The organism is Streptomyces antnestii (assembly GCF_004005495.1).
Taxonomy (GTDB): domain Bacteria; phylum Actinomycetota; class Actinomycetes; order Streptomycetales; family Streptomycetaceae; genus Streptomyces; species Streptomyces antnestii.
Genome location: NZ_RZYA01000016.1, coordinates 133,785 through 152,448, shown reverse-complemented (window position 1 = coordinate 152,448; position 18,664 = coordinate 133,785). Strand labels below are relative to the sequence as shown.

Here is an 18,664-nt window from a genome sequence, read left to right as displayed (position 1 = left end):
TTCCTACCGTTCGATGTTGCAGGGGCCCGCCGCGGCGGACACGCAGGTCTGGATGAGGACGCCCGGTTCGGCCTCGGTGATCTCGCCGGTGCGCAGGTCGCGGACGGCGCCCGCCTTGAGCGGCGTGATGCAGCCGAAGCAGATGCCCATGCGGCACCCGGAGGGCATGAGCACGCCGGCCTCTTCGCCGATGTCCAGCAGCGGCGTGGCGCCGTCCGCGTCGACACTCTTGCCGGTGGCGCTGAATGTGACCTCGCCGCCGTCGCCGGTGACGACGATGCCGGGGCGGAAGCGTTCGGTGTGCAGGCGCTCTTGGACGCCGTGCTCGGTCCAGTGCTCTTCGGCGACGTCGAGCAGGCCCGCGGGCCCGCAGGCCCAGGTCTCGCGCTCGGCCCAGTCGGGCACGAGTTCGTCGAGACGGGCGATGTCGAGCATGCCGTCCGTGTCGGTGTGCACCTCGGTGAGCCGCAGCTTCTTGTCCGCGACCAGGTCGTGCAGTTCGTCGCGGAAGATCACGTCCTGCGGCTGTGGCGCGCAGTGGACCATGACCACGTCGTCGAACTCGGTGTCGCGCAGCATGCCCATCACAGGCGTGATGCCACTGCCGGCCGTCAGGTAGAGCACCTTGGCGGGCTTGGCCTGCGGCAGTACGAAGTCACCGGTCGCCTGGTCGAGCTGGATCAGCATGCCCGGTTTCGCCTTGCGGACCAGGTGGTTGCTGACCTTGCCGTCCGGGATCGCCTTCACGGTGATCGTGACGCGGCCGTCCTGGCGGTCTGTCGGCGAGGTGAGGGAGTAGGCACGCCACAGGCGCACCCCGTCGACGTCGACCCCGATCCGCACGTACTGACCGGCCGTGTGGCCGCGCCAGCCCCGTCCCGGCCTGATCACGATGGTCGCGGCGTCACCCGTCTCGGGGTGCACGGCCTCGATGCGCCCCCGCAGGTCAGCGCCCGCACGCAGCGGGCTGACCAGGTCGAGGTAGTCCGACGGCAGCAGCGGCGTCGTGACCATCTCCAGCAGTTTCCACGCCCTGCTGCGGAGGGCTGTACTCGTCATGACTCCAGCTTGATGCGCCTCAAGGCGTAAAGTCCTGACCGCAGGATGTAAATCTGGCCGACTGAATTGTTCGCAGGGAATAAAATCGTGAGCCATGCAATGCGGAGGGTCAGCGAGCTGGCCCTGGATGAGACGACGGTCACCGCGCTTCGGGCCGCGCTGAAGAGCACCGCCGACGAGGTCGTCCAGGCGATCATCGACGAGGTCCCTCCCTACGCGGGCGCCCTTTCGGGCCACATGGGTGCCACCATCCGCCGAGCCGTCCGCACCGCCCTGGGGCATTACCTGGACCTCGCGAGCGGGAACGCCACAGGCGGCGACGCCGGTGACGCGGCCTACGAGCTGGGCCGCGGCGAGGTCCGGGACGGCCGTTCGATGGACGCCCTGCTCAGTGCCTACCGCGTCGGCGCCCGCGTGGCCTGGCGATGCCTGGCTGCGGGTGCCGTACCCGCAGGTCTGCCCGCCGCCGAGGTCGCCAAGTTCGCCGAGCTGACCTTCGCCTACATCGACGAGCTCTCCGCCGCGAGCGCCGCCGGCCACGCCGACGAACTGGCCGCCCGGGGCAGGGCCCACGAGCGCCACCTGGAACACCTGGCCCGCGACCTGCTCGCCGGCGCGAGCCCGGACGTGCTGCTGGCCTCTGCGGGGCGGGCCGGGTGGCAGCCTCCGGTGTCGCTGACCGCGGTCCTGCTGCCCGCCGCCCAGGCCTGGCCCGCCCACCGCGCGCTCGACCCGAGCACCCTCGTCCTCGACGATCTGCCGGACGCCACCGGCGTGCTCCTCGTCCCCGATGCCGACCGATCACATCTCTTGCGGCAGCTGACCGACCGCACCGCCGTGGTCGGCCCGGCCCGGCCATGGGCTCGTGCGTCCGCCTCGTACGCACGAGCCGTGCGCGCGCGCTCCCTCTCCTCTGATATTCGCGACACCGAGGACCACCTGCCCGAGCTGGTGCTCAGCGCCGACGTGGACGCGTTCGCAGACCTGCGTGCCCGAGCCCTCGCACCGTTGCGGACCTTGCCCGTCACGACCGCACGGCGGCTGGAGAAGACGTTGCGGGCGTGGCTGCTGCACCAGGGCAGGCGGGACGAGGTGGCGGCGGCGTTGTTCGTCCATCCCCAGACAGTCCGGTACCGGATGTCGCAGCTGCGGGAGCTGTTTCCGGATCTCGCATCGCCACACCGGGTCCTTGAACTGACGCTGGCGGTCGGTCTTCCGGACAGCTGACGCGTACTTCGACCGTCCACGACCGCGTCCGCGAGCGGTCCAGGAAGCTGGGTGAGCGACGGGGCCGCCAGGCCGGGTCACCAGGTCAACCGGACGACCAACCTGGCCGGCCTGGCACACCGCGCGAGGGATGATGGGGATGGAATGACGGAACGTGAGGGCAGGATCTTCCATGACGAAGCGGGTTCACCGACCCCGTGAGGACGCGGAATTCAATTTCATCCTCGGGATGAGCGGAGTTCCGGTCCTCGCGTACTTCACCGGTGCATGGCCCAAGGCGATCGAGCCCTGCCGGGTGATGGACCTCGTCGTGGGTGGCATCGCCGACGACTACACGGGCCGCCTGACGGCCGTCCGCGCCGACATCACGCGTTGTCCGGCCGCAACCGAGCGATACGGGATCACCGGAGCCCCGTCCTACGTCCTGCTGAAGGAGGGAGAGGCGGTGGCGCACGGCACGGGGCCTATGACCATCGCCGAGGTACGGAAGTTCCTGGACGGCCACCTCTGAGCGGGCGCTGCGGCACGTGGCCCCGACAGACGGCGCCTGCCGCATCGACTTCACACGCGGCCGAGTTCACCGGGGCATGCCGATGGCGCGGGAGATGAGGGTGTCGAAGGCACGGTCGGGCACGATGCGGCGCAGGCCGATCAGGGGCTTGGCGCCGAAGCCGGTGGCGTACCGGGTCTTGGGGCGGCGGGCGGTGACAGCTTTGCCGATGGCGTCGGCGATGACGGAGGGCGGGGAGTTGCGCTTGGCGTTGGCCTCGGAGCGCAGGGAGGAGGCGACAGCGGCGGCCTGGGCGGCGTAGGGGCCGCTGCCGGAGGACTCCTCCAGCTTGTCCGCGGCGATGCCGCCCCATTCGGTGGCGATGCCGCCTGGCTCGATGACCACCACGTCGATGCCGAAGGGCTTGGCCTCCAGGCGCAGGCAGTCGCTGAGGGCTTCGAGGGCGAACTTGGTGCCGTGGTACCAGCCGCCGAGCGGGGTGTAGATCTTGCCGCCCATGGAGGTGATGTTGACGACGGTGCCGGCGCGCTGTTCGCGCATGTGGGGCAGGACGAGCTGGGTCAGGCGCAGGGCGCCGAAGACGTTGACGTCGAACTGGCGGCGGGCCTCGTCCAGGGGGACGTCCTCGATGGACCCGTAGGAGCCGTATCCGGCGTTGTTGACCAGGACATCGATCCGGCCGGCCTCGGCGACGATGCGCTCGACACCGGCCCGCATCGAGTCGTCGTCGGTGACGTCCATGGCCAGCGGGCGGATGCCGCGGTCGCCGAGCTTCTCCAGCCGGTCGAGGCGGCGGGCGGCCCCGTAGACGGTGTAGCCGAGGCTCTGGAGTTTGAGAGCGGTGGCCTCGCCGATGCCGGAGGAGGCGCCGGTGACGAGGGCGGTCTTGGTGGGCATGTGCGGTCCTCACATTTAAGATGAACTGTGGTTCACCATCTATAGTGAGCCGAGGTTCATCTTTGTGCAACCCGAAGGACTTGGTCTTCATGACTCCCCCCAGGGCGCCGCGCGCCGACGCGGTCCGCAACCGCAAGAAGATCCTCGCCGCCGCCGGCGAGCAGGTCGCCGCGCACGGACCCGACATCGGGATGGACGAGATCGCTGCGGCGGCAGGCGTCGCTGTGGGGACCCTGTACCGGCACTTCCCCACCAAGACCGACCTCATCGCCGCCGCCCTCACCGCGTACGTCACCGGCGTCGCCGACGACGCCGAGGCCACGCTCGACCGCGTCAGGGACGGGGCCCGAGCCCTGGACGAGCTGGCCGCGTTCCTCGGCCGCGTCATCGAGGCGACTGCGGTCGACCGCGCCGTCAAGGCCGCCGCCCAGGCGCTCGATGCCGAGCCGGGGAACCTCGCCGACGAGGACCGCGCGGGTCAGGCCGTGGCAGCTCTCATCCGCGCCGGTCAGGCCGACGGCGACATCCACCCGGACGTCACCGTCAGCGACATCTACCTGCTGTTCTCCAGCGCCCCCAGCGACCAGCAGCCCGCCGCTCGCGCCCGCTGGCTCACCCTCGTCCTGCCCGGCCTGACCGCCAGGGCGCGGCCGCAACACGGCTGAACACGGACCGGCGGTGTATCGGAGCGGCCCGGGCGGACACCACCGCTCCGGCACAGGAAGCGGCGGACGTGGCGCATCGGCGCCCCGAGCGCCCGCCCGATCAAGCTGAACGGCTGCCCCTCGCGCCAGCGTCTTCAGATCTCGCCCCAGGACGATTCGCGAACTGTCGCGAGTTCGCATCCAGTGCAATTGGCGGCGCTTGATCAACGGAGCAGCCGTTGGTGCCAAGGCCAGATCGGGCCGCCCCCACGGTGATCGCCGGCGGGGCGGGGTTTCGGCGGAAGATCGCATGAGCGGGTCGGCCGGGGATCACCGTCCCTATCGCCTGGCACAGGCGAACCCGAAGCCGGTGCCACCCGGTCGGCCCTCGGTCTGCTGCGGCGAGATCCGATGCGGTGTGGGATTGGTGCCCTCGGGTCGGAGCATCGGCGAGAAGAGGCACAGGTGTCAGAGCAGACCGACGAGACGGACGTCATGCGCAGGCCCTGCGGGACGTGGGAGCACCACCTCCAGCTCCTCAAGCGGGACCCCGGTTACCGCGAGCGGTTCCTGGCCGGGGAGGCGTTCATCAATCGCTACGTCGCGGAGAACGCCGACGCGGCGTTCCGCCTGAGCCCGGCCGTCGTTCCCGTCGTGGTCCACGTCGTCTACAACACCGCGGCCCAGAACCTCCCCGATGCCGCGATCCAGAACCAGATCGACGCGTTGAACCGCGACTACGGCAAAACGAACGCCGACCTCTCCACAGCGCCCACGGCGTTCTCCGCACTGGCGGCCGATACCGGCATCCGCTTCCAGCTGGCCGCCCGGGACCCGTCGTGCCAGCTCACGACCGGCATCACCCGAACCCAGACCACGACCGCGTCGTTCGACATCTTCAACACCGACGACGTCAAGTCCGCGGCCACCGGAGGGGCGGATCCCTGGCCAAGGGACAAGTACCTGAACATCTGGGTGTGTCCGGCACAGTCCGGGCAGGGTGGGCGCGGGACCTTCCCCGGCTCGTCCGCCGCCACCGACGGAGTGATCGTCAACTACACGGTCTTCGGCCCCGGCGCCGCCCCGTACGACCGCGGCCGCCTCACCGTTCACGAGGTGGGGCACTACTTCCAGCTGTTCCACGTGTTCCAGGGCGGCTGCGCGGACAACGACCAGTGCGCCGACACGCCGGCGCAGGCCGCCGCCAACTTCGGCAGCCCGACTTTCCCCCACATCTCCTGCAGCAACGGCCCGAACGGGGACATGTTCGTCAACTACATGGACTACACCAACGACGCGCCCCGCGTGATGTTCACCGTCGACCAGGCCGCACGCATGCAGGCCACGCTGGCAGGGCCACGGTCCTACCTCCTCGCATCCGACGGCGCCGTTCCCCCACTCGCCGTCGAGGCGGGCAAGCTGTGGTCGGCCGACACGCCCCGGGACACGGCCGCGGAGCCGGACCCGCTCGCGGAGCCGATGTGGCAGAGCGAGGACATCTGGGTACGCAACCAGAACGACGGCTCCACGAACCAGGACCACCAGAACCCGGTCCACCGCCCGGCAGGGTCGCAGCCCAACTACGTCTACGTCCGCGTCCGCAACGCAGCCTGCGGGACGCCCGCCGGCGGCACGGTGAAGCTCTACTGGGCCAAGGCGTCCTCGGCACTCGCGTGGCCGGCGCCCTGGGACGGCACCGTCACCACGCCCGCGCTGATGGGTGGCCTGATCGGGACTCAGCCGACGGGGGCCGTTCCAGGCCGCGGGTCAACGGTGCTGGAGTTCCCCTGGTCCCCGCCGGACCCGGCCGACTACAGCATGTTCGGCGGCGACCAGAACCACTTCTGCCTGCTCAGCCGGATCGAGACCGCTGCCGCCGCACCGTACGGAATGACGTTTCCGGAGACCTCGAACCTCTACGGCAACGTGCAGAACAACAACAAGATCGTCTGGAAGAACGTGGAAGTCGCCACCAGTGGCCACTTCGACCTGCCGGGGTTCGTCACAGTGGGCAACCTCACCGACACCGAGCGCGAGGTGCTGTTCGCCGTGCATGCGCCATCGCTCGGTGGCGAGCGACCGTGGGGTCATGTCGAGCTCGAGGTGCCGGATGAGCTGGCTGCCAAGCTGCGGCACGCGCACCTCGACCCGACGGTCGCGAGCTTCGAGGAGAACACGCTTCGGATTCACAAGCTCGACAAGCTGATCGGCCCGGTGAAGGTCGACGCCGGTCAGTACTACACCCTTGGTGTCCAGGTCGTAGCCGACACCAACGCCCCGCCCTTCGGCCTGTTCCTCATCGACGTTCAGCAGTACGAGCGCCGTGACCGACACGACGTCCTGGTCGGCGGACAGCGAGTCGCCTTCAAAGTGCTCCCGCCGAAGCGTGGCGGCAAGAAGCCTCCCCTGGGGCGGTGGTGGCACTCGCATGAGGAAGACCAAGCGGACGTGCAGGTGTTCCGCTCGGAGGGCTACGAGTTCCCCATTTCCCACGGCCGCTGGGGGCTCGAGCTGTGCGAGGACCACACCGCAGTCGTCCTCGACATCGGCGCCGCGGATGGCGTCGACCGGGTCGACGGCTACTGGTGGACGGACCACGACGATCGCATCCACATCGGCATGGGCGACCCGGAACGGGGTGACCTCGCGTTGCGGATCCACTCCGCCGATGACGAATCGCTCACGCTGCGAAGGACCAGGATCGATCTCGAGGAATGAGCTGACCTCCAGGCCCCGGCTCACGCACGGCGATCAGCTGCTCAACCACGGATACGTGGTCGGCTCGACCGGATTGGTCCGCCGCAGGTCGCGGTGATCACGGCAGAGGCTCTGCCGCAGTAAATCCGGTACTTACTGCGGTAGTTGTGAATACGTCTCCGCGATCGAGTAACCGCCCGAATGTGCTTCTGCTGTGCGGACTTGAGGGAGTGGACCGTCAGTGCCCGGGGCCAGCATGCTTACCTGCGTCATGCCCCAGATCCTCCGTCACGGGCAGGCACTCGGCGAGCAGGTCGACGATGTCGCGCCAGGCTCGCTGCGCGTGCCGTGGGTGGTAGCCGACGCCGGGGACGGCAGGGTGGTCGACCGGCGGGTGGTGGAAGGCGTGCAAGGCGCCGCCGTAGACCGTGAGGCGCCAGTCGACGCCCGCGGCCTGCATCTCGGCGGTGAACGCGTCCCGTTGCGCGGGCGGCATGATCGGGTCTTCCGACCCGACCCCGGCCCACACCGGGCAGCGAATGCGCGCCGCCTCGCCCGGTCGGCCCGTGGTCAGTGCGTTGACTGTCCCGATCGCGCGCAAGTTGACGCCGTCGCGCCCGAGTTCCAGCCCGACGGCACCCCCGGTGCCGTAGCCGACTGCGGCGATCCGGTCGGGGTCGGTCCGCGGTTCGGTGCGCAACACATCGAGCGCCGCGTGGCCGATGCCCCGCATCCGCTCGGGATCAGCGAGCAGCGGCAGGCAACGGGCCAGCATCTCCTCGGGGTCGCCCAAATAGCGCCCGCCATGAAGGTCGAAGGCCAGCGCCACGTATCCCAGCTCGGCGAGAGCATCGGCCCGGCGGCGCTCGACGTCGCTGAGCCCCATGCCCTCTGGTCCGAGCAGCACCGCGGGCCGGCGGTCGACACCGGCCGGGAGCGCGAGGTGCCCGATCATCGTCAAACCGTCGGCCGGATACTCGACCGTACGCGTCGTAATCGTCGTCATGAGACTGGACTGTAGTGATCGTCGAGCCCGGTCCGGCCGGTGTTCTGCCGCTGGCAGAGCAGCGCGGGTATCCCTCTGAAATAACGGCGAGGGCCACAAGAACCACAAGGACGGCTGGTACCCGAAGCAGGTCGAGATCACTCCGCCGAACGAGACGCGTTGGGAGAGCTCTGTCCGGCGCCGACTCACCGGAGTCTCAGGTGAGTTGGCGCCCGTTCCGAGTCATGCGCAGGTGTGCGGCGCCCGAGCGCACCGCCCAGCCGAAGACCGCGAAGGAGAGGGCGGCCACGACGACCGAGTCGTACGGGGCGGGCAGCCGGCCGGAGCCGCCGAAGGTGCCGAGCCACGACAACAGGGTCAGCGCGGCGAGATGGCACACGAGCCAGGCGCCCTGCCTCAACTCCTCGCGGGTGGGCGGACCTTCGGCCCGGCGCCGCTGGAGCAGGAACAGCGGGACACCGGCCAGCACCAGCGGCAGGGCGAGCCGCAGATCGTGCCACCCGGACCAGTAGACGAACTCGGTGGCCACCGCGAAACTCAGCGGGGCGATCCAGCGCACCCCAGGCACCTGCCCCTCCGTCAGAGGCAGGCCACGCTCGCGGTCGTGGGCCCGGAACGACGCGACGGCCACCGCCGAGGCCGCGTAGATCAGCAGATACATGTCCCCCATCACGCTCACGATGTCCTGCCACCCGCCGAAGGGCAGCATGAACACGATGATGACCGCGAGGTTGAGGAGCAGTGCGCGGCGCGCGATGCCGGACCGGGGGTCGATGTGCATGAAGAAGCGGGGCAGCAGGCCGTTCTTCGCCAGCGCGTAGGTGTGGCGCGCGTCGATCGCGACTCCCACGTAGGCCGACCCGCCCGGGGAGACGACCGCGTCGGCGTAGAGCAGCGTGGCCAGCCAGTGCAGGTTGAGCACGAGGGCGAGCTGGCCGAAGGGCGAATCGAAGCTGACGCCCTGCCAGCCGTGCGCGAGCAGCGACTCGGGCACCGTGTACAGGAACGCCAGTTGGAGCCCGAGGTAGACCAGGACGGCGAGGCCGATGCCGGTGAGCACGGCGGCGGGGACGGTGCGGCGCGGGTCGCGGGCCTCGCCCGAGAAGTCCAGCGGGGCCTGGAAGCCGTTCACGGAGTACACGATGCCGCCGCCGGCCAGCGCGGTCAGACAGGCCGCGTAACCGTAGGGGGCGAACCCTCCGTGCTCGGTGAGGCGTCCGGAGTGCGTGCCGGACAGGAACAGCGCGACGATCGTGACCACGGGGACCACGACCTTGAACACCGACACCAGGTTGTTCAGGCGCGCGAACATCCGCACCGCGAACCAGTTCAGGGCGGTCAGGAGCACGCTCAGCGCGGTGGCGACGCCCAGGCCGGTGGCGGTGAGCCTGCCGTCGTGGTAGATCCCGGGCACGTAGTGGGCCGCGTACTGCATGATCGCGCTGATCTCGGCGGCCGTGCCGCCCACGGACAGCAGCACGGACCAGCCGACCAGCGTGCCCACCAGACGGCCGCTCGCGTACAGCGGCCAGCGCACGGTGCCGCCGCCCTCGGGCCGGGTCGCCCCGAGTTCCACCATGACCAGTGCCACGAGTGCGCAGAGCACACCGGCCCCGACCCATGAGAGGAGCGCGGCGGGGCCGGCGGTCTGGGCGGCGTACAGGGCGGCGAACAGCCAGCCCGAGCCGAGGATGTTGGAGAAGCCGATCGCGGTGAGGCCCCAGAAACCGAGGTCCTTGCGGAGCCTGCTCTCCTCGGCGCGGACGTCCGGAGGGGCGGCGACGATGTCCGCCGGCTCGTACTGCGCCATCGTGCAGGCCTCCTCGGACGGTCGCGCACAGGGGTGCTCAGCCTGCCACGCGGCGGGTCACCTGCCGCTGAGGCGAAGCCGTGGGCGAGGGGGGAACGTCGCTGGTCAGCCGAAGGGGCGGTCCCCCGCGATGGCCACGCGTTCGGCGACGCGGGGGTGCGGGGCGTAGTCGTTGACGGCGTAGTGCTGGGTCGCGCGGTTGTCCCAGAACGCGACGTCGCCCGCCTGCCAGCGGAACCGCACCTGGAACTCCGGGACGTGGGCCTGCTGGAACAGCAGGCGGAGCAGGCGGTCGCTCTCCGGGCGGTCGAGGCCGACGATGCGGGTGGTGAACGAGGTGTTGACGAACAGCATCCGCCGGCCGGTCTCGGGGTGGCGTCGCACCACTGGGTGCTCGACCGGCGGGAACTGCTCCTGGAACTGCGCGAGTTGACGGGGCGAGTAGAAGCGCGAGAACCCCGGCAGGAAGTCGTGGACGGCGCTCGCCCCGTCGATCCGCTCCCGCACCCCGGCCGGCAGGTTGTCGTACGCGGCCGCCATGTCCGCCCACATCGTGTCGCCGCCCACCGGCGGCACCTCCCGCAGCTGGAGCACGGCGCCGAGTGCGGGGCGCTCGCGGAAGGTGACGTCCGTGTGCCAGACGTTCTCGAAGGTGGGAACGGTACCGGGCGACTTGTCGAAGCGGACCACGTCGTCGGCGTCACCGGGGGCGAGCAGCGGATTGGTCTCCAACTCGCCCCAGTGGCGGGCGAATCGGCGCTGGGCGTCCGGGGTCAGGTGCTGGCCGCGGAAGAAGAGCACCTTCCATTCGAGGAGCGCGCGGTTCAGCTCGTCCCGTACGGCGGACGGCACGGGCCGCGAGAGGTCGAGACCCCGGATCTCCGCGCCGATGACCGGGCCCTGCGGAACCAGCTCGAACTTCTCGTACGGCCGCCCGGGGACGCCGTCGGGCAGCCGGCGCAGGATGCGCGGCCCCTCGCACAGGCCGTCGGCGGGAATGCGGTGGTCGCGCAGGGCGGGGGCGGTGGTGGCGTCATGGGTGAGCGGCAGCGACGACGACAGCGTCATGGCGGACTCCTTCGAAGCTCGGAGGTGCCGGCCGGCGGACAGCGCGCCGCGGCGGTGGCGGAACCGGTCCGGGGAAGGCTCAGGCCCGGATACGGAAGCCGGAGAGGGGTTCAGCGACAGGAGGAGAGGAGGAGCGCCGGGGGTGAACCCACCCGGCCGCGGCGGCGCAGAAAGCCGTAACCGCGGGGCGCGCACACGCCGTGGGGGCCGCTGTATCGCGGCTCGCCCTCACGGAAGTTCGCGTGCGTGTGCATGCCGGTCACCCTAACGCAGAGGTGCGGAACACGCCCGGACACCAGTGGGCGGCCGCCGGGCCGGGGGCCGAGGACCGCTCCGAGACGGTCCGTTCCCCTTCCCCGGCCCGGCGAAGCCCGAGGCACTTGCGACAGCTGTGCGGGCTGCGCATGTACCCGAACTCACTTGTGTGGCCGACCCGTTGAGCCGAGCTGCGCGGGCGTCACGAACGACGGCCGTCGCGCCCCACGGTCACGCGGCCGGATCCTCGCCGTGGTGCTCCTGGCTGTCGAGGATGGCGAGCGCGATGGCGGCCGCCTCGGCCGCGTCCCCGGTCTCGACGGCCCGGTGCAGGTCCTCGTGCGACGTGTCGTGTCCGGCGAGAGAGTGCTTCATGCACTCGTCGGCCTTGACGCTGTCCCGCAGGGCGTCGCTCATCCCGCGGTAGAGGTCCCTGAGCACGGGGTTGCGGGCGGCCTCCGCGATGTGGAGGTGGAAGTCCACGTCGGCGTCCGCGAAGGCGTCGACATCGGCTTTCCGTGACGCGGCGGCCCGGTCGTCCAGCGCTTTCCGCATCCGCTCCAGGTCCTCGTCCGTGCGCCGTGTCGCCGCGAGGCGGGCGGCGACGATGTCCAGGCCGCGGCGCACGTCGATGATGTCCTGGGCCGCGGCGCGGTCGAGCTGGCGACGGAGCGCGACCTGGGACTCGTCCGTGGCCGTCACGAAGGTCCCGTTGCCCTGCCGCGTCACCAGCAGGCCCGAGTGCACGAGGACGCGTACCCCCTCGCGTACGGACAGGCGGCTGACACCGAGCGTCTCGGCGAGCCGGCTCTCCGACGGGATTCGGTCGCCGAGCTTCCAGGTGCCCTGCGCGATCTCCTGCCGCAGCGCCGCGATCACCGAATCGACGAGCGACGGCGGACGTTTCACGTTTTTCATCCCCACCTCTTCTCTAGTCATCTGATGACCTGGTAACTCTAGCGGTCGGTTCTTCTCCAACGAAGGAGTTCTACCGCTCATGACGCATGTCTTGTTCACCTCTGTTCGGCTTCATGGCGGGCAGCCGTGCGACCTTCTGGTCGCCGACGGCCGTATCGCCGCGATATCCCCGCCCTCTCTGCCCGATGGGTGCGACATCGTCGACGGTGGCGGCGCTCTCGCGCTGCCCGCGCCCGTCGACGCGCACATTCATCCCGACAAGACCACGTGGGGCGGGCCCTGGCTCAGCCGCGAACCCGCGGACACCCTGCGAGAGTTGATCGACGGCGAAGTGGCCGCGCGGGCCGGGTTCGAGGCGCCGGTCGAAGCGCGCGCCGGCGCCCTCATGGACCGGGCGATCGTCCGGGGCACGCGGGCGATGCGCGCCCATGTCGATGTCGCTCCTGTTCACGGCCTTTCCAATGTCCACGGGGTCCGCGCCGCCGCGTCCGCGCGCGCCGGCCTGCTCGATGTGCAGGTCGTGGCCTTTCCCCAACTCGGGCTGCTCACCGAGCCCGGGACCGCCGAGCTGTTGGAGAAGTCCCTTTCCGAGGGTGCCGATGTGCTCGGTGGTCTGGATCCGGTCGGTGTGGACGGCGATCTGCACGGCCATCTGGACGTCCTGTTCGGGCTCGCCGGGAAGGCGGCCGTCCCGCTCGACATCCATCTGCACGACCGCGGGCCGTCGGGTGTCGAGCAGGTCACCGAGATCGCCCGCCGTACGGTGGCGCACGGCATGCAGGGACGCGTGACCGTGAGCCATGTCTTCTGTCTCGCCGACCTCGGTACCGACGAGCTGGCCCGCACGGGCGAGATCCTCGCCGAGGCGGGGGTGTCCCTCGCGACCTGTGCCCTGGGCGCCGACCCGGTCGTCCCGTTCGGGCCGCTGGGCGAGCGAGGCGTCCTGGTCGCGGCGGGCTCCGACGGCGTACGCGATCCGTGGACCCCGTTCGGCGACGGGGACATGATCAACCGGGCCCATCTGCTCGCCTATCGCACCGACGCCCGCACGGACGCCGAACTCGCCGCGTGCTACGCCGTCGTGGCGCACGGCGGTGCCGCGCTGCTCGGCCTGGAGCGGACGGATCTGCGCATCGGCGACCCCGCCGACTTCGTACTGGTTCCCGGCGAGTCGGTGGCCCAGATCGTCGTCGACCGGCCCGTGCCCGGCCTCGTCGTGCACGGCGGGCGGGTGATCGCGCGGGACGGACAGCTCGTGGACAGCACACCACAACGACAGGCCGAGGCCGGCCGACTCCAGGAAGGAGCTTCCCGATGAAGCGCCGTACCCTCCCCGTGCTCGGGCTCGGGCTCATGCTCACTCTCGCCGCCTGTACCTCCGGAGCGCAGCAGTCGCCCGGGAAGAACGCGGCGCCGGCGAAGCTCGACCTGAAGAGCACCACGCCCGCCGCCGCCAAGGGGCTCGCCAAGGTGACCTGGAACCTCCCCTACGAGCCGCAGACGCTCGACCCGATCCGGTCGTTCAACTACGCGGAGAACACCGCGCTCTCCAACATGTGCGAGAGCCTGCTGCGGATGAACCCGGACTTCAAGATCACGCCGGGGCTCGCCACCAAGGCCGCGAACCCGACCCCCACGACGTGGGTGTACACCCTCCGCGAGGGCGTCAAGTTCTGGGACGGGGCCCCGCTGACCGCGGCGGACGTCGCCGCCAGCCTGAACCGTCACCTCGACCCGAAGCTGGGCACGTGGTGGGGCGACTACTTCAGCACCGTCAAGTCGGTCAAGGCCACGGGTGCCATGCAGGTCACGGTCACCCTCAAGCAGCCCGACGCCCTGTTCAACCAGGCGATGGCCACCGCCGCGGGCGCGGTCGTGGAGAAGAAGTTCCTCGACAAGGCCGGCAAGTCGGTCGGCACCCCGTCGAGCGGCGTGATGTGCACCGGGCCGTTCCAGTTCAAGAACTGGAAGTCGGGCGACTCGATGACGCTCACCCGTAACGAGAACTACTGGGACGCGAAGCTCAAGGCCAAGTCCTCCTCCCTGGTCCTGAAGTTCATCGCCGACGAGACGACCGCCGTCAACGCCCTGCGCTCCGGCGAGGTCGACGGCCAGTACTTCTACCTGCCCCCGGCGGGTCTCGACCAGCTCCGCAAGTCCAAGAGCGGTTCGGTGACCCTCGGCCACTCGCTCACGTTCTGGTCGCTGCTCGGCTCGGCCACGTCCGGCCCGTACGCCGACCCGAAGGTGCGCCAGGCGCTGTCCCTCGCCCTCGACCGGGCCGCGATCTCCAAGGTCGTCTTCCAGGGGACCGCCTCCCCCGAGCGGGCCCTGACGGGCAGCGACTACTGGGGCTACCAGCGCAAGACGTTCCAGAAGGCCTACGACGCGCTGCCGGCCGAGACCCAGGATCTGGCCAGGGCGAAGAAGCTCCTCGCCGAGGCGGGCAAGCCCAGCCGGCCCGTCGTCATCGGTGTCCAGGGCAGCTCGGCCGTGCACGAGCAGACCGCCAACCTGCTGAAGGCCACCGCTCAGGCGCTCGGTCTCGACATCGAGATCAAGGTCGTCCCGGTGGAGCAGTACGGAAACCTCTACAGCGACCCGAAGGCACGCAAGGGCATCGACGCGTTCCTCAGCACCTGGTACGGCAACGTGCCGGACCCGCTGGACGTCTACACCGTCTTCCGGCAGGGCGGCCGGACCAACTTCAACGGCTACACGGCCGTCGACTCCGACATCAAGAAGGCGCGCGCCGAGGGCGACCCGGCGAAGCGAGCGGCCCTGGTCACCGGGATCCAGGACAAGGTGACCCGTGACGTGGTCTGGATGCCGCTGAACAACCTTCCGGTCATCATGTACATGAACAACCGGGTGACCGGCGCCGTGCCGTCGTCCCCCTACCTGTACTACCCGTGGGCCGTCGGGCTGGGGGCCAGGTGACCGTCTTCCTGCTCCGCCGCCTGGCCGGTCTGGCCGTGGTCCTGCTCGTCGCGTCGTTCCTCGTCTACGGACTGCTCTATCTCGTCCCGGGCGGGCCGATGGCGTTCCTTCTGGGCAACCGGAGCGGAACGCCCGAGCAGATCGCGGCGATCCGGGCGCAGTACCACCTGGACGACCCCTTCCTCGTCCGCTACGCGACATGGCTCGGTGACGCCGTGCGCGGCGACTTCGGCAGCTCCCTGGTGTACCGGCAGGACGTGTCGGCCCTCATGTCCGCCCGCGCGGCGACCACGACGTTCCTGGTGGGTTACTCCACTGTCCTGATCGTCGTCGTCGGCGTGGCCGCGGGCACGCTCGCCGGGCTGCGCCGGGGCCGCGTGGACAACGTCGTGAGCGCGGTGTCCTCCGCGTTCCTCGCCACGCCCACGTTCGTGATCGGCGTCGTACTCGTCATCGTCTTCGCCCTGGGCCTCGGCTGGTTCCCGGTCTTCGGACCGGGCGAGGGCTTCGGCGGCCGGCTGTACCACCTGACGCTCCCGGCGATCACCCTCAGCCTCGGCAGCGCGGCGTTCCTGGCCCGGATCACCCGGGCCTCGGTCCGCGAGGAACTGGGCCGTGAACACGTGGAGACGGCCCGCAGCCGCGGGCTTGCCGAGTCGCTCGTCATCCGCCGTCACGTGCTGCGCAACGCGTCGATCCCGGTCATCACCGTCACGGGACTCACCGTCGCGAGCCTCATCGCCGGCTCCGTCGTGGTCGAGAACGTCTTCGCCCTCGACGGTCTCGGCTCCCTGTTCGTACGGGCCATCCTCCAGCGGGACTTCGCCGTCGTGCAGGCCGTCGTCCTGGTGCTCGTCACCGCCTTCGTCCTCGTCAATCTCGTGGTGGACCTGTGCTACAAAGCCCTCGATCCCCGGATGTCCCGATGACCGCGCTCACCACCCGCGTCCGCGGGTCACTCGGATCGCGCGCCAGGGACGGCGCGTCCCGCGCGGTGCGCTCCCTCGGCCCCCTCGGCGTCACCGCCGCCGCACTACTGGTCCTGGTGGCCCTGGTGACGCTGCTGGCCCCCGTCCTCGCCCCCTACGACCCCGACCAGCCGGACCTGTTCAACGCGCTGGGCGGAGCATCGGCCGCCCACCCCCTGGGCGGTGACGCCCTGGGCCGTGACGTCCTTTCACGGCTGATGTGGGGCGCCCGTACGACGCTGAGCGGGCCGGTCCTCATCATCTGCCTGTCCACGGTCGTCGGCACCACCCTGGCGATCACCGCGGCCTGGGCGGGCGGCAAGGTCGACGCGATCGTGTCGCGGCTCCTCGACATCCTGTTCGCGGTGCCGGGCATCGTCTTCGCCCTGATCACGGTGGCGGTGCTCGGCCCCGGCATCACGGGCGTCGTCCTGGGCCTGGCCGTCGCCTACACCCCGTACGTGGCCCGGGTCGTGCGCAGCGCGGCGCTGCGCGAACGCAACCTGCCCTACGTCGCGGCGGCCTGGGTCCAGGGCCGGTCCGCCTTCGCCATCTGCGTACGGCATCTCCTGCCCAACCTGCGTCCCCTGATCATCGCCCAGTCGGTGTCCGCGCTCGGGTTCGCCGTCATCGACCTCGCGGCGATCTCGTTCCTCGGGCTCGGTGTGCAGCCGCCGACCTCCGACTGGGGCCTCATGGTCAAGAGCGGCCTCGACAGCGCCACCCGCGGACAACCTCTGGAGGCGCTGGGCGCGGGCCTGTTGATCGTTCTGGTGGTCGCCGCGGTGATCGTGCTCGGCGACCGTCTCGGCCAGGAGGAAGGTGGCCGGCGATGAGCGTCCACAAGCTCCACACATCCGACAAGGCCGAGAGCCACAGCGCCGACGGTGCACTGCTCAGCCTGCGCGGGCTCGGCCTCGCCGTCCCCGCGGGCAAGGAGTGGCGCCCCCTCGTCGAAGAGGTCGACCTGTCGATCGGGCGCGGCGAAGCCGTGGGACTGGTCGGCGAGTCGGGTTCGGGCAAGTCCATGACCGCGCGGACGGTCCTCGGCCTGACGCCGCCGGGCGCCCGCGTCACCGGGGAGATCGTCTTCGACGGGACCCCGGTGACCGGAGCGGACCAGCGCGCCCTGCGCGCTCTGCGTACCCGGCGCATCGCGATGATCTTCCAGGACCCGCGGGCCCACATCAATCCCGTACGCACCATCGGCGACTTCCTCACCGAGGCCATGATCGCCAACCTGGAGGTGCCCGCCCCCGAGGCGGCGGCGCGCGCCGTGCGGCTGCTCGCGGACGTCGGCATCACGGACGGCGAGCGGCGGATGCGCCAGTATCCGCACGAGCTGTCCGGAGGTCTCCTGCAGCGCGTCATGATCGCGTCGGTGCTCGCCGTCGAGCCCGACCTGGTGCTCGCCGACGAGCCCACCACGGCCCTGGACGTCACCACCCAGTCCGAGGTCATGGCCATCCTCGACGAACTGCGGCGCGAGCGCGGCATGGCCATGCTCCTGATCACCCATGACCTGGAGCTGGCCGCGGCCACCTGCGACCGCCTCGCCGTCATGTACGCCGGCCGGATCGTCGAGACGCAGCCCGCCACCGCGCTGACGTCGACGCCCCGGCACCCGTACACCTCCGGTCTGATGCTCTCGCGCCCGAGCATCGACGCGGTCGTCCACCGGCTGCCCGTCATTCCCGGCCGGCCGCTCGCCGCGTTCGAGGCGGACGACGGCTGCGCGTTCGCACCGCGCTGCGCCCATGCGCAAGGGCTCTGCCACGAGGGGCGGCCGCCCGTGCAGGAGCTGGACGGGGCACGCGTGGCGTGCGTGCGGGCCGGGGAACTCACGCTGCAGGGAGAGTCATGAGCGACATCGTGATCGAGGCGTCGGGCCTGCGGAAGGAGTTCGGGACGGCGGTCGCGGTCGACGACGTGTCCTTCACGCTCCACCGTGGCCAGTCCCTCGCGGTCGTCGGCGAGTCCGGTTCGGGCAAGACGACGGTCGCGCGGATGCTGATCGGCCTGGAGACGCCCAGCGACGGAACGATCAGTGTGTGCGGCCGGCCGCGCGGCACCGGGCGCGTCTCGTCCCGGGAGCGCCGCAAGCGCGCCCGGGAGATCCAGATCGTGTTCCAGGACCCGTACTCGTCGCTCGACAAGCTCCAGCGGATCGGCGACGTCGTCGAGACCAGTCTCGCCCTGCACTTCCCGCTCACTCCGGCCGAACGCCGCAGACGGGCCCTGGAGTTGCTGGAGGCCGTCGGTCTTGCGGAGCGGCACGCGGACATGCTGCCGCGCCAGCTCTCCGGCGGCCAGCGGCAGCGCGTGGCCATCGCCCGCGCCATCGCCGTCCAGCCGGAGGTACTGGTACTGGACGAGGCGGTGGCGGCGCTCGACGTCTCCATCCAGGCGCAGATCCTCAATCTGCTCGCCGACATCCGTGAACGCAGCGGCATCAGTTACGTGTTCATCTCGCACGACCTCGCCGTCGTCCACCAGATCAGCGACACCGCGATCGTGATGTCGAACGGCAGGATCGTCGAGCGGGGCGCCACGCCCGACCTGCTGCGCGCTCCTCAGGAGGAGTACACCCGGGCGCTGCGCGCCGCGGTCCCGCGCCCCGGCTGGAAGCCCTCGCGGAGGCAGCAGGCGTGAGGCCGGGCCGAC

16 protein-coding genes are annotated in these 18,664 nt (G+C 70.5%); 10 read left to right on the top strand and 6 right to left on the bottom strand.

Annotated elements, in window-relative coordinates; genetic code table 11:
* Window positions 1-3: 3 nt before the first annotated feature.
* Window positions 4-1,059: a ferredoxin reductase gene (locus EOT10_RS28670; RefSeq protein WP_127831236.1), complete on the bottom strand. Its 1,056-nt coding sequence runs from the start codon at window positions 1,057-1,059 to the stop codon at window positions 4-6.
* Between the two features lie 87 nt (window positions 1,060-1,146).
* Between EOT10_RS28670 and EOT10_RS28665 the strand changes: the two genes are divergently transcribed.
* Both EOT10_RS28665 and EOT10_RS28660 read left to right on the top strand, forming a co-directional pair.
* On the top strand, window positions 1,147-2,286 hold the full coding sequence (locus EOT10_RS28665) for a PucR-like N-terminal domain-containing protein (protein ID WP_127831235.1): 1,140 nt from the start codon (window positions 1,147-1,149) through the stop codon (window positions 2,284-2,286).
* A 172-nt stretch (window positions 2,287-2,458) separates the two neighbouring features.
* Window positions 2,459-2,797 carry a thioredoxin family protein gene (locus tag EOT10_RS28660; RefSeq protein WP_127831234.1) on the top strand — a complete coding sequence of 113 codons (339 nt, stop codon included), beginning with the start codon at window positions 2,459-2,461 and terminating at the stop codon, window positions 2,795-2,797.
* Window positions 2,798-2,863: 66 nt separating this feature from the next.
* On the opposite strand, the gene EOT10_RS28655 is transcribed toward EOT10_RS28660, so the two are convergent.
* Complete coding sequence (locus EOT10_RS28655; protein WP_127831233.1) at window positions 2,864-3,694, bottom strand: oxidoreductase; 831 nt, start codon at window positions 3,692-3,694, stop codon at window positions 2,864-2,866.
* A gap of 89 nt (window positions 3,695-3,783) precedes the next feature.
* Between EOT10_RS28655 and EOT10_RS28650 the strand changes: the two genes are divergently transcribed.
* Complete coding sequence (locus EOT10_RS28650; RefSeq protein ID WP_127831232.1) at window positions 3,784-4,359, top strand: TetR/AcrR family transcriptional regulator; 576 nt, start codon at window positions 3,784-3,786, stop codon at window positions 4,357-4,359.
* A gap of 444 nt (window positions 4,360-4,803) precedes the next feature.
* Window positions 4,804-7,056, top strand: coding sequence for a zinc metalloprotease (locus tag EOT10_RS28645; RefSeq protein WP_127831231.1), 2,253 nt, complete (start codon window positions 4,804-4,806; stop codon window positions 7,054-7,056).
* 217 nt (window positions 7,057-7,273) lie between these two features.
* Here EOT10_RS28645 and EOT10_RS28640 read toward each other — a convergent pair whose 3' ends face one another.
* The 4 genes from EOT10_RS28640 to EOT10_RS28625 form a co-directional block, all read right to left on the bottom strand.
* The gene (locus EOT10_RS28640; protein ID WP_127831230.1) at window positions 7,274-8,041 is read right to left on the bottom strand and encodes a dienelactone hydrolase family protein; all 768 of its coding nucleotides are present in this window, start codon (window positions 8,039-8,041) and stop codon (window positions 7,274-7,276) included.
* A 196-nt stretch (window positions 8,042-8,237) separates the two neighbouring features.
* Window positions 8,238-9,851: an APC family permease gene (locus tag EOT10_RS28635; protein WP_127831229.1), complete on the bottom strand. Its 1,614-nt coding sequence runs from the start codon at window positions 9,849-9,851 to the stop codon at window positions 8,238-8,240.
* Window positions 9,852-9,956: 105 nt separating this feature from the next.
* Window positions 9,957-10,919: a TauD/TfdA dioxygenase family protein gene (locus EOT10_RS28630; protein ID WP_127831228.1), complete on the bottom strand. Its 963-nt coding sequence runs from the start codon at window positions 10,917-10,919 to the stop codon at window positions 9,957-9,959.
* A gap of 486 nt (window positions 10,920-11,405) precedes the next feature.
* A complete protein-coding gene (locus EOT10_RS28625) occupies window positions 11,406-12,092 on the bottom strand; it encodes a FadR/GntR family transcriptional regulator (protein WP_127831227.1) in 687 nt (228 codons plus the stop codon).
* Window positions 12,093-12,171: 79 nt separating this feature from the next.
* Here EOT10_RS28625 and EOT10_RS28620 point away from each other — a divergent pair, with 79 nt between their 5' ends.
* The 6 genes from EOT10_RS28620 to EOT10_RS28595 are packed head-to-tail and all read left to right on the top strand — an operon-like array spanning window position 12,172 to window position 18,652.
* Complete coding sequence (locus EOT10_RS28620) at window positions 12,172-13,410, top strand: amidohydrolase family protein (RefSeq protein ID WP_127831226.1); 1,239 nt, start codon at window positions 12,172-12,174, stop codon at window positions 13,408-13,410.
* Window positions 13,407-15,032, top strand: a complete 1,626-nt coding sequence (locus tag EOT10_RS28615; RefSeq protein ID WP_127831225.1) for an ABC transporter substrate-binding protein — start codon at window positions 13,407-13,409, stop codon at window positions 15,030-15,032. The genes EOT10_RS28620 and EOT10_RS28615 overlap by 4 nt, the downstream gene beginning before the upstream one ends.
* The gene (locus EOT10_RS28610) at window positions 15,029-15,961 is read left to right on the top strand and encodes an ABC transporter permease (RefSeq protein ID WP_127831224.1); all 933 of its coding nucleotides are present in this window, start codon (window positions 15,029-15,031) and stop codon (window positions 15,959-15,961) included. The genes EOT10_RS28615 and EOT10_RS28610 overlap by 4 nt, the downstream gene beginning before the upstream one ends.
* Window positions 15,958-16,836, top strand: a complete 879-nt coding sequence (locus EOT10_RS28605; RefSeq protein ID WP_127831223.1) for an ABC transporter permease — start codon at window positions 15,958-15,960, stop codon at window positions 16,834-16,836. Before EOT10_RS28610 ends, EOT10_RS28605 begins: the two co-directional genes overlap by 4 nt.
* A complete protein-coding gene (locus EOT10_RS28600; protein ID WP_127831222.1) occupies window positions 16,833-17,864 on the top strand; it encodes an ABC transporter ATP-binding protein in 1,032 nt (343 codons plus the stop codon). The genes EOT10_RS28605 and EOT10_RS28600 overlap by 4 nt, the downstream gene beginning before the upstream one ends.
* Window positions 17,861-18,652 (top strand): ABC transporter ATP-binding protein, encoded by a 792-nt coding sequence (locus EOT10_RS28595; protein ID WP_127831221.1) that lies wholly within the window; start codon window positions 17,861-17,863, stop codon window positions 18,650-18,652. Before EOT10_RS28600 ends, EOT10_RS28595 begins: the two co-directional genes overlap by 4 nt.
* Window positions 18,653-18,664 lie beyond the last annotated feature (12 nt).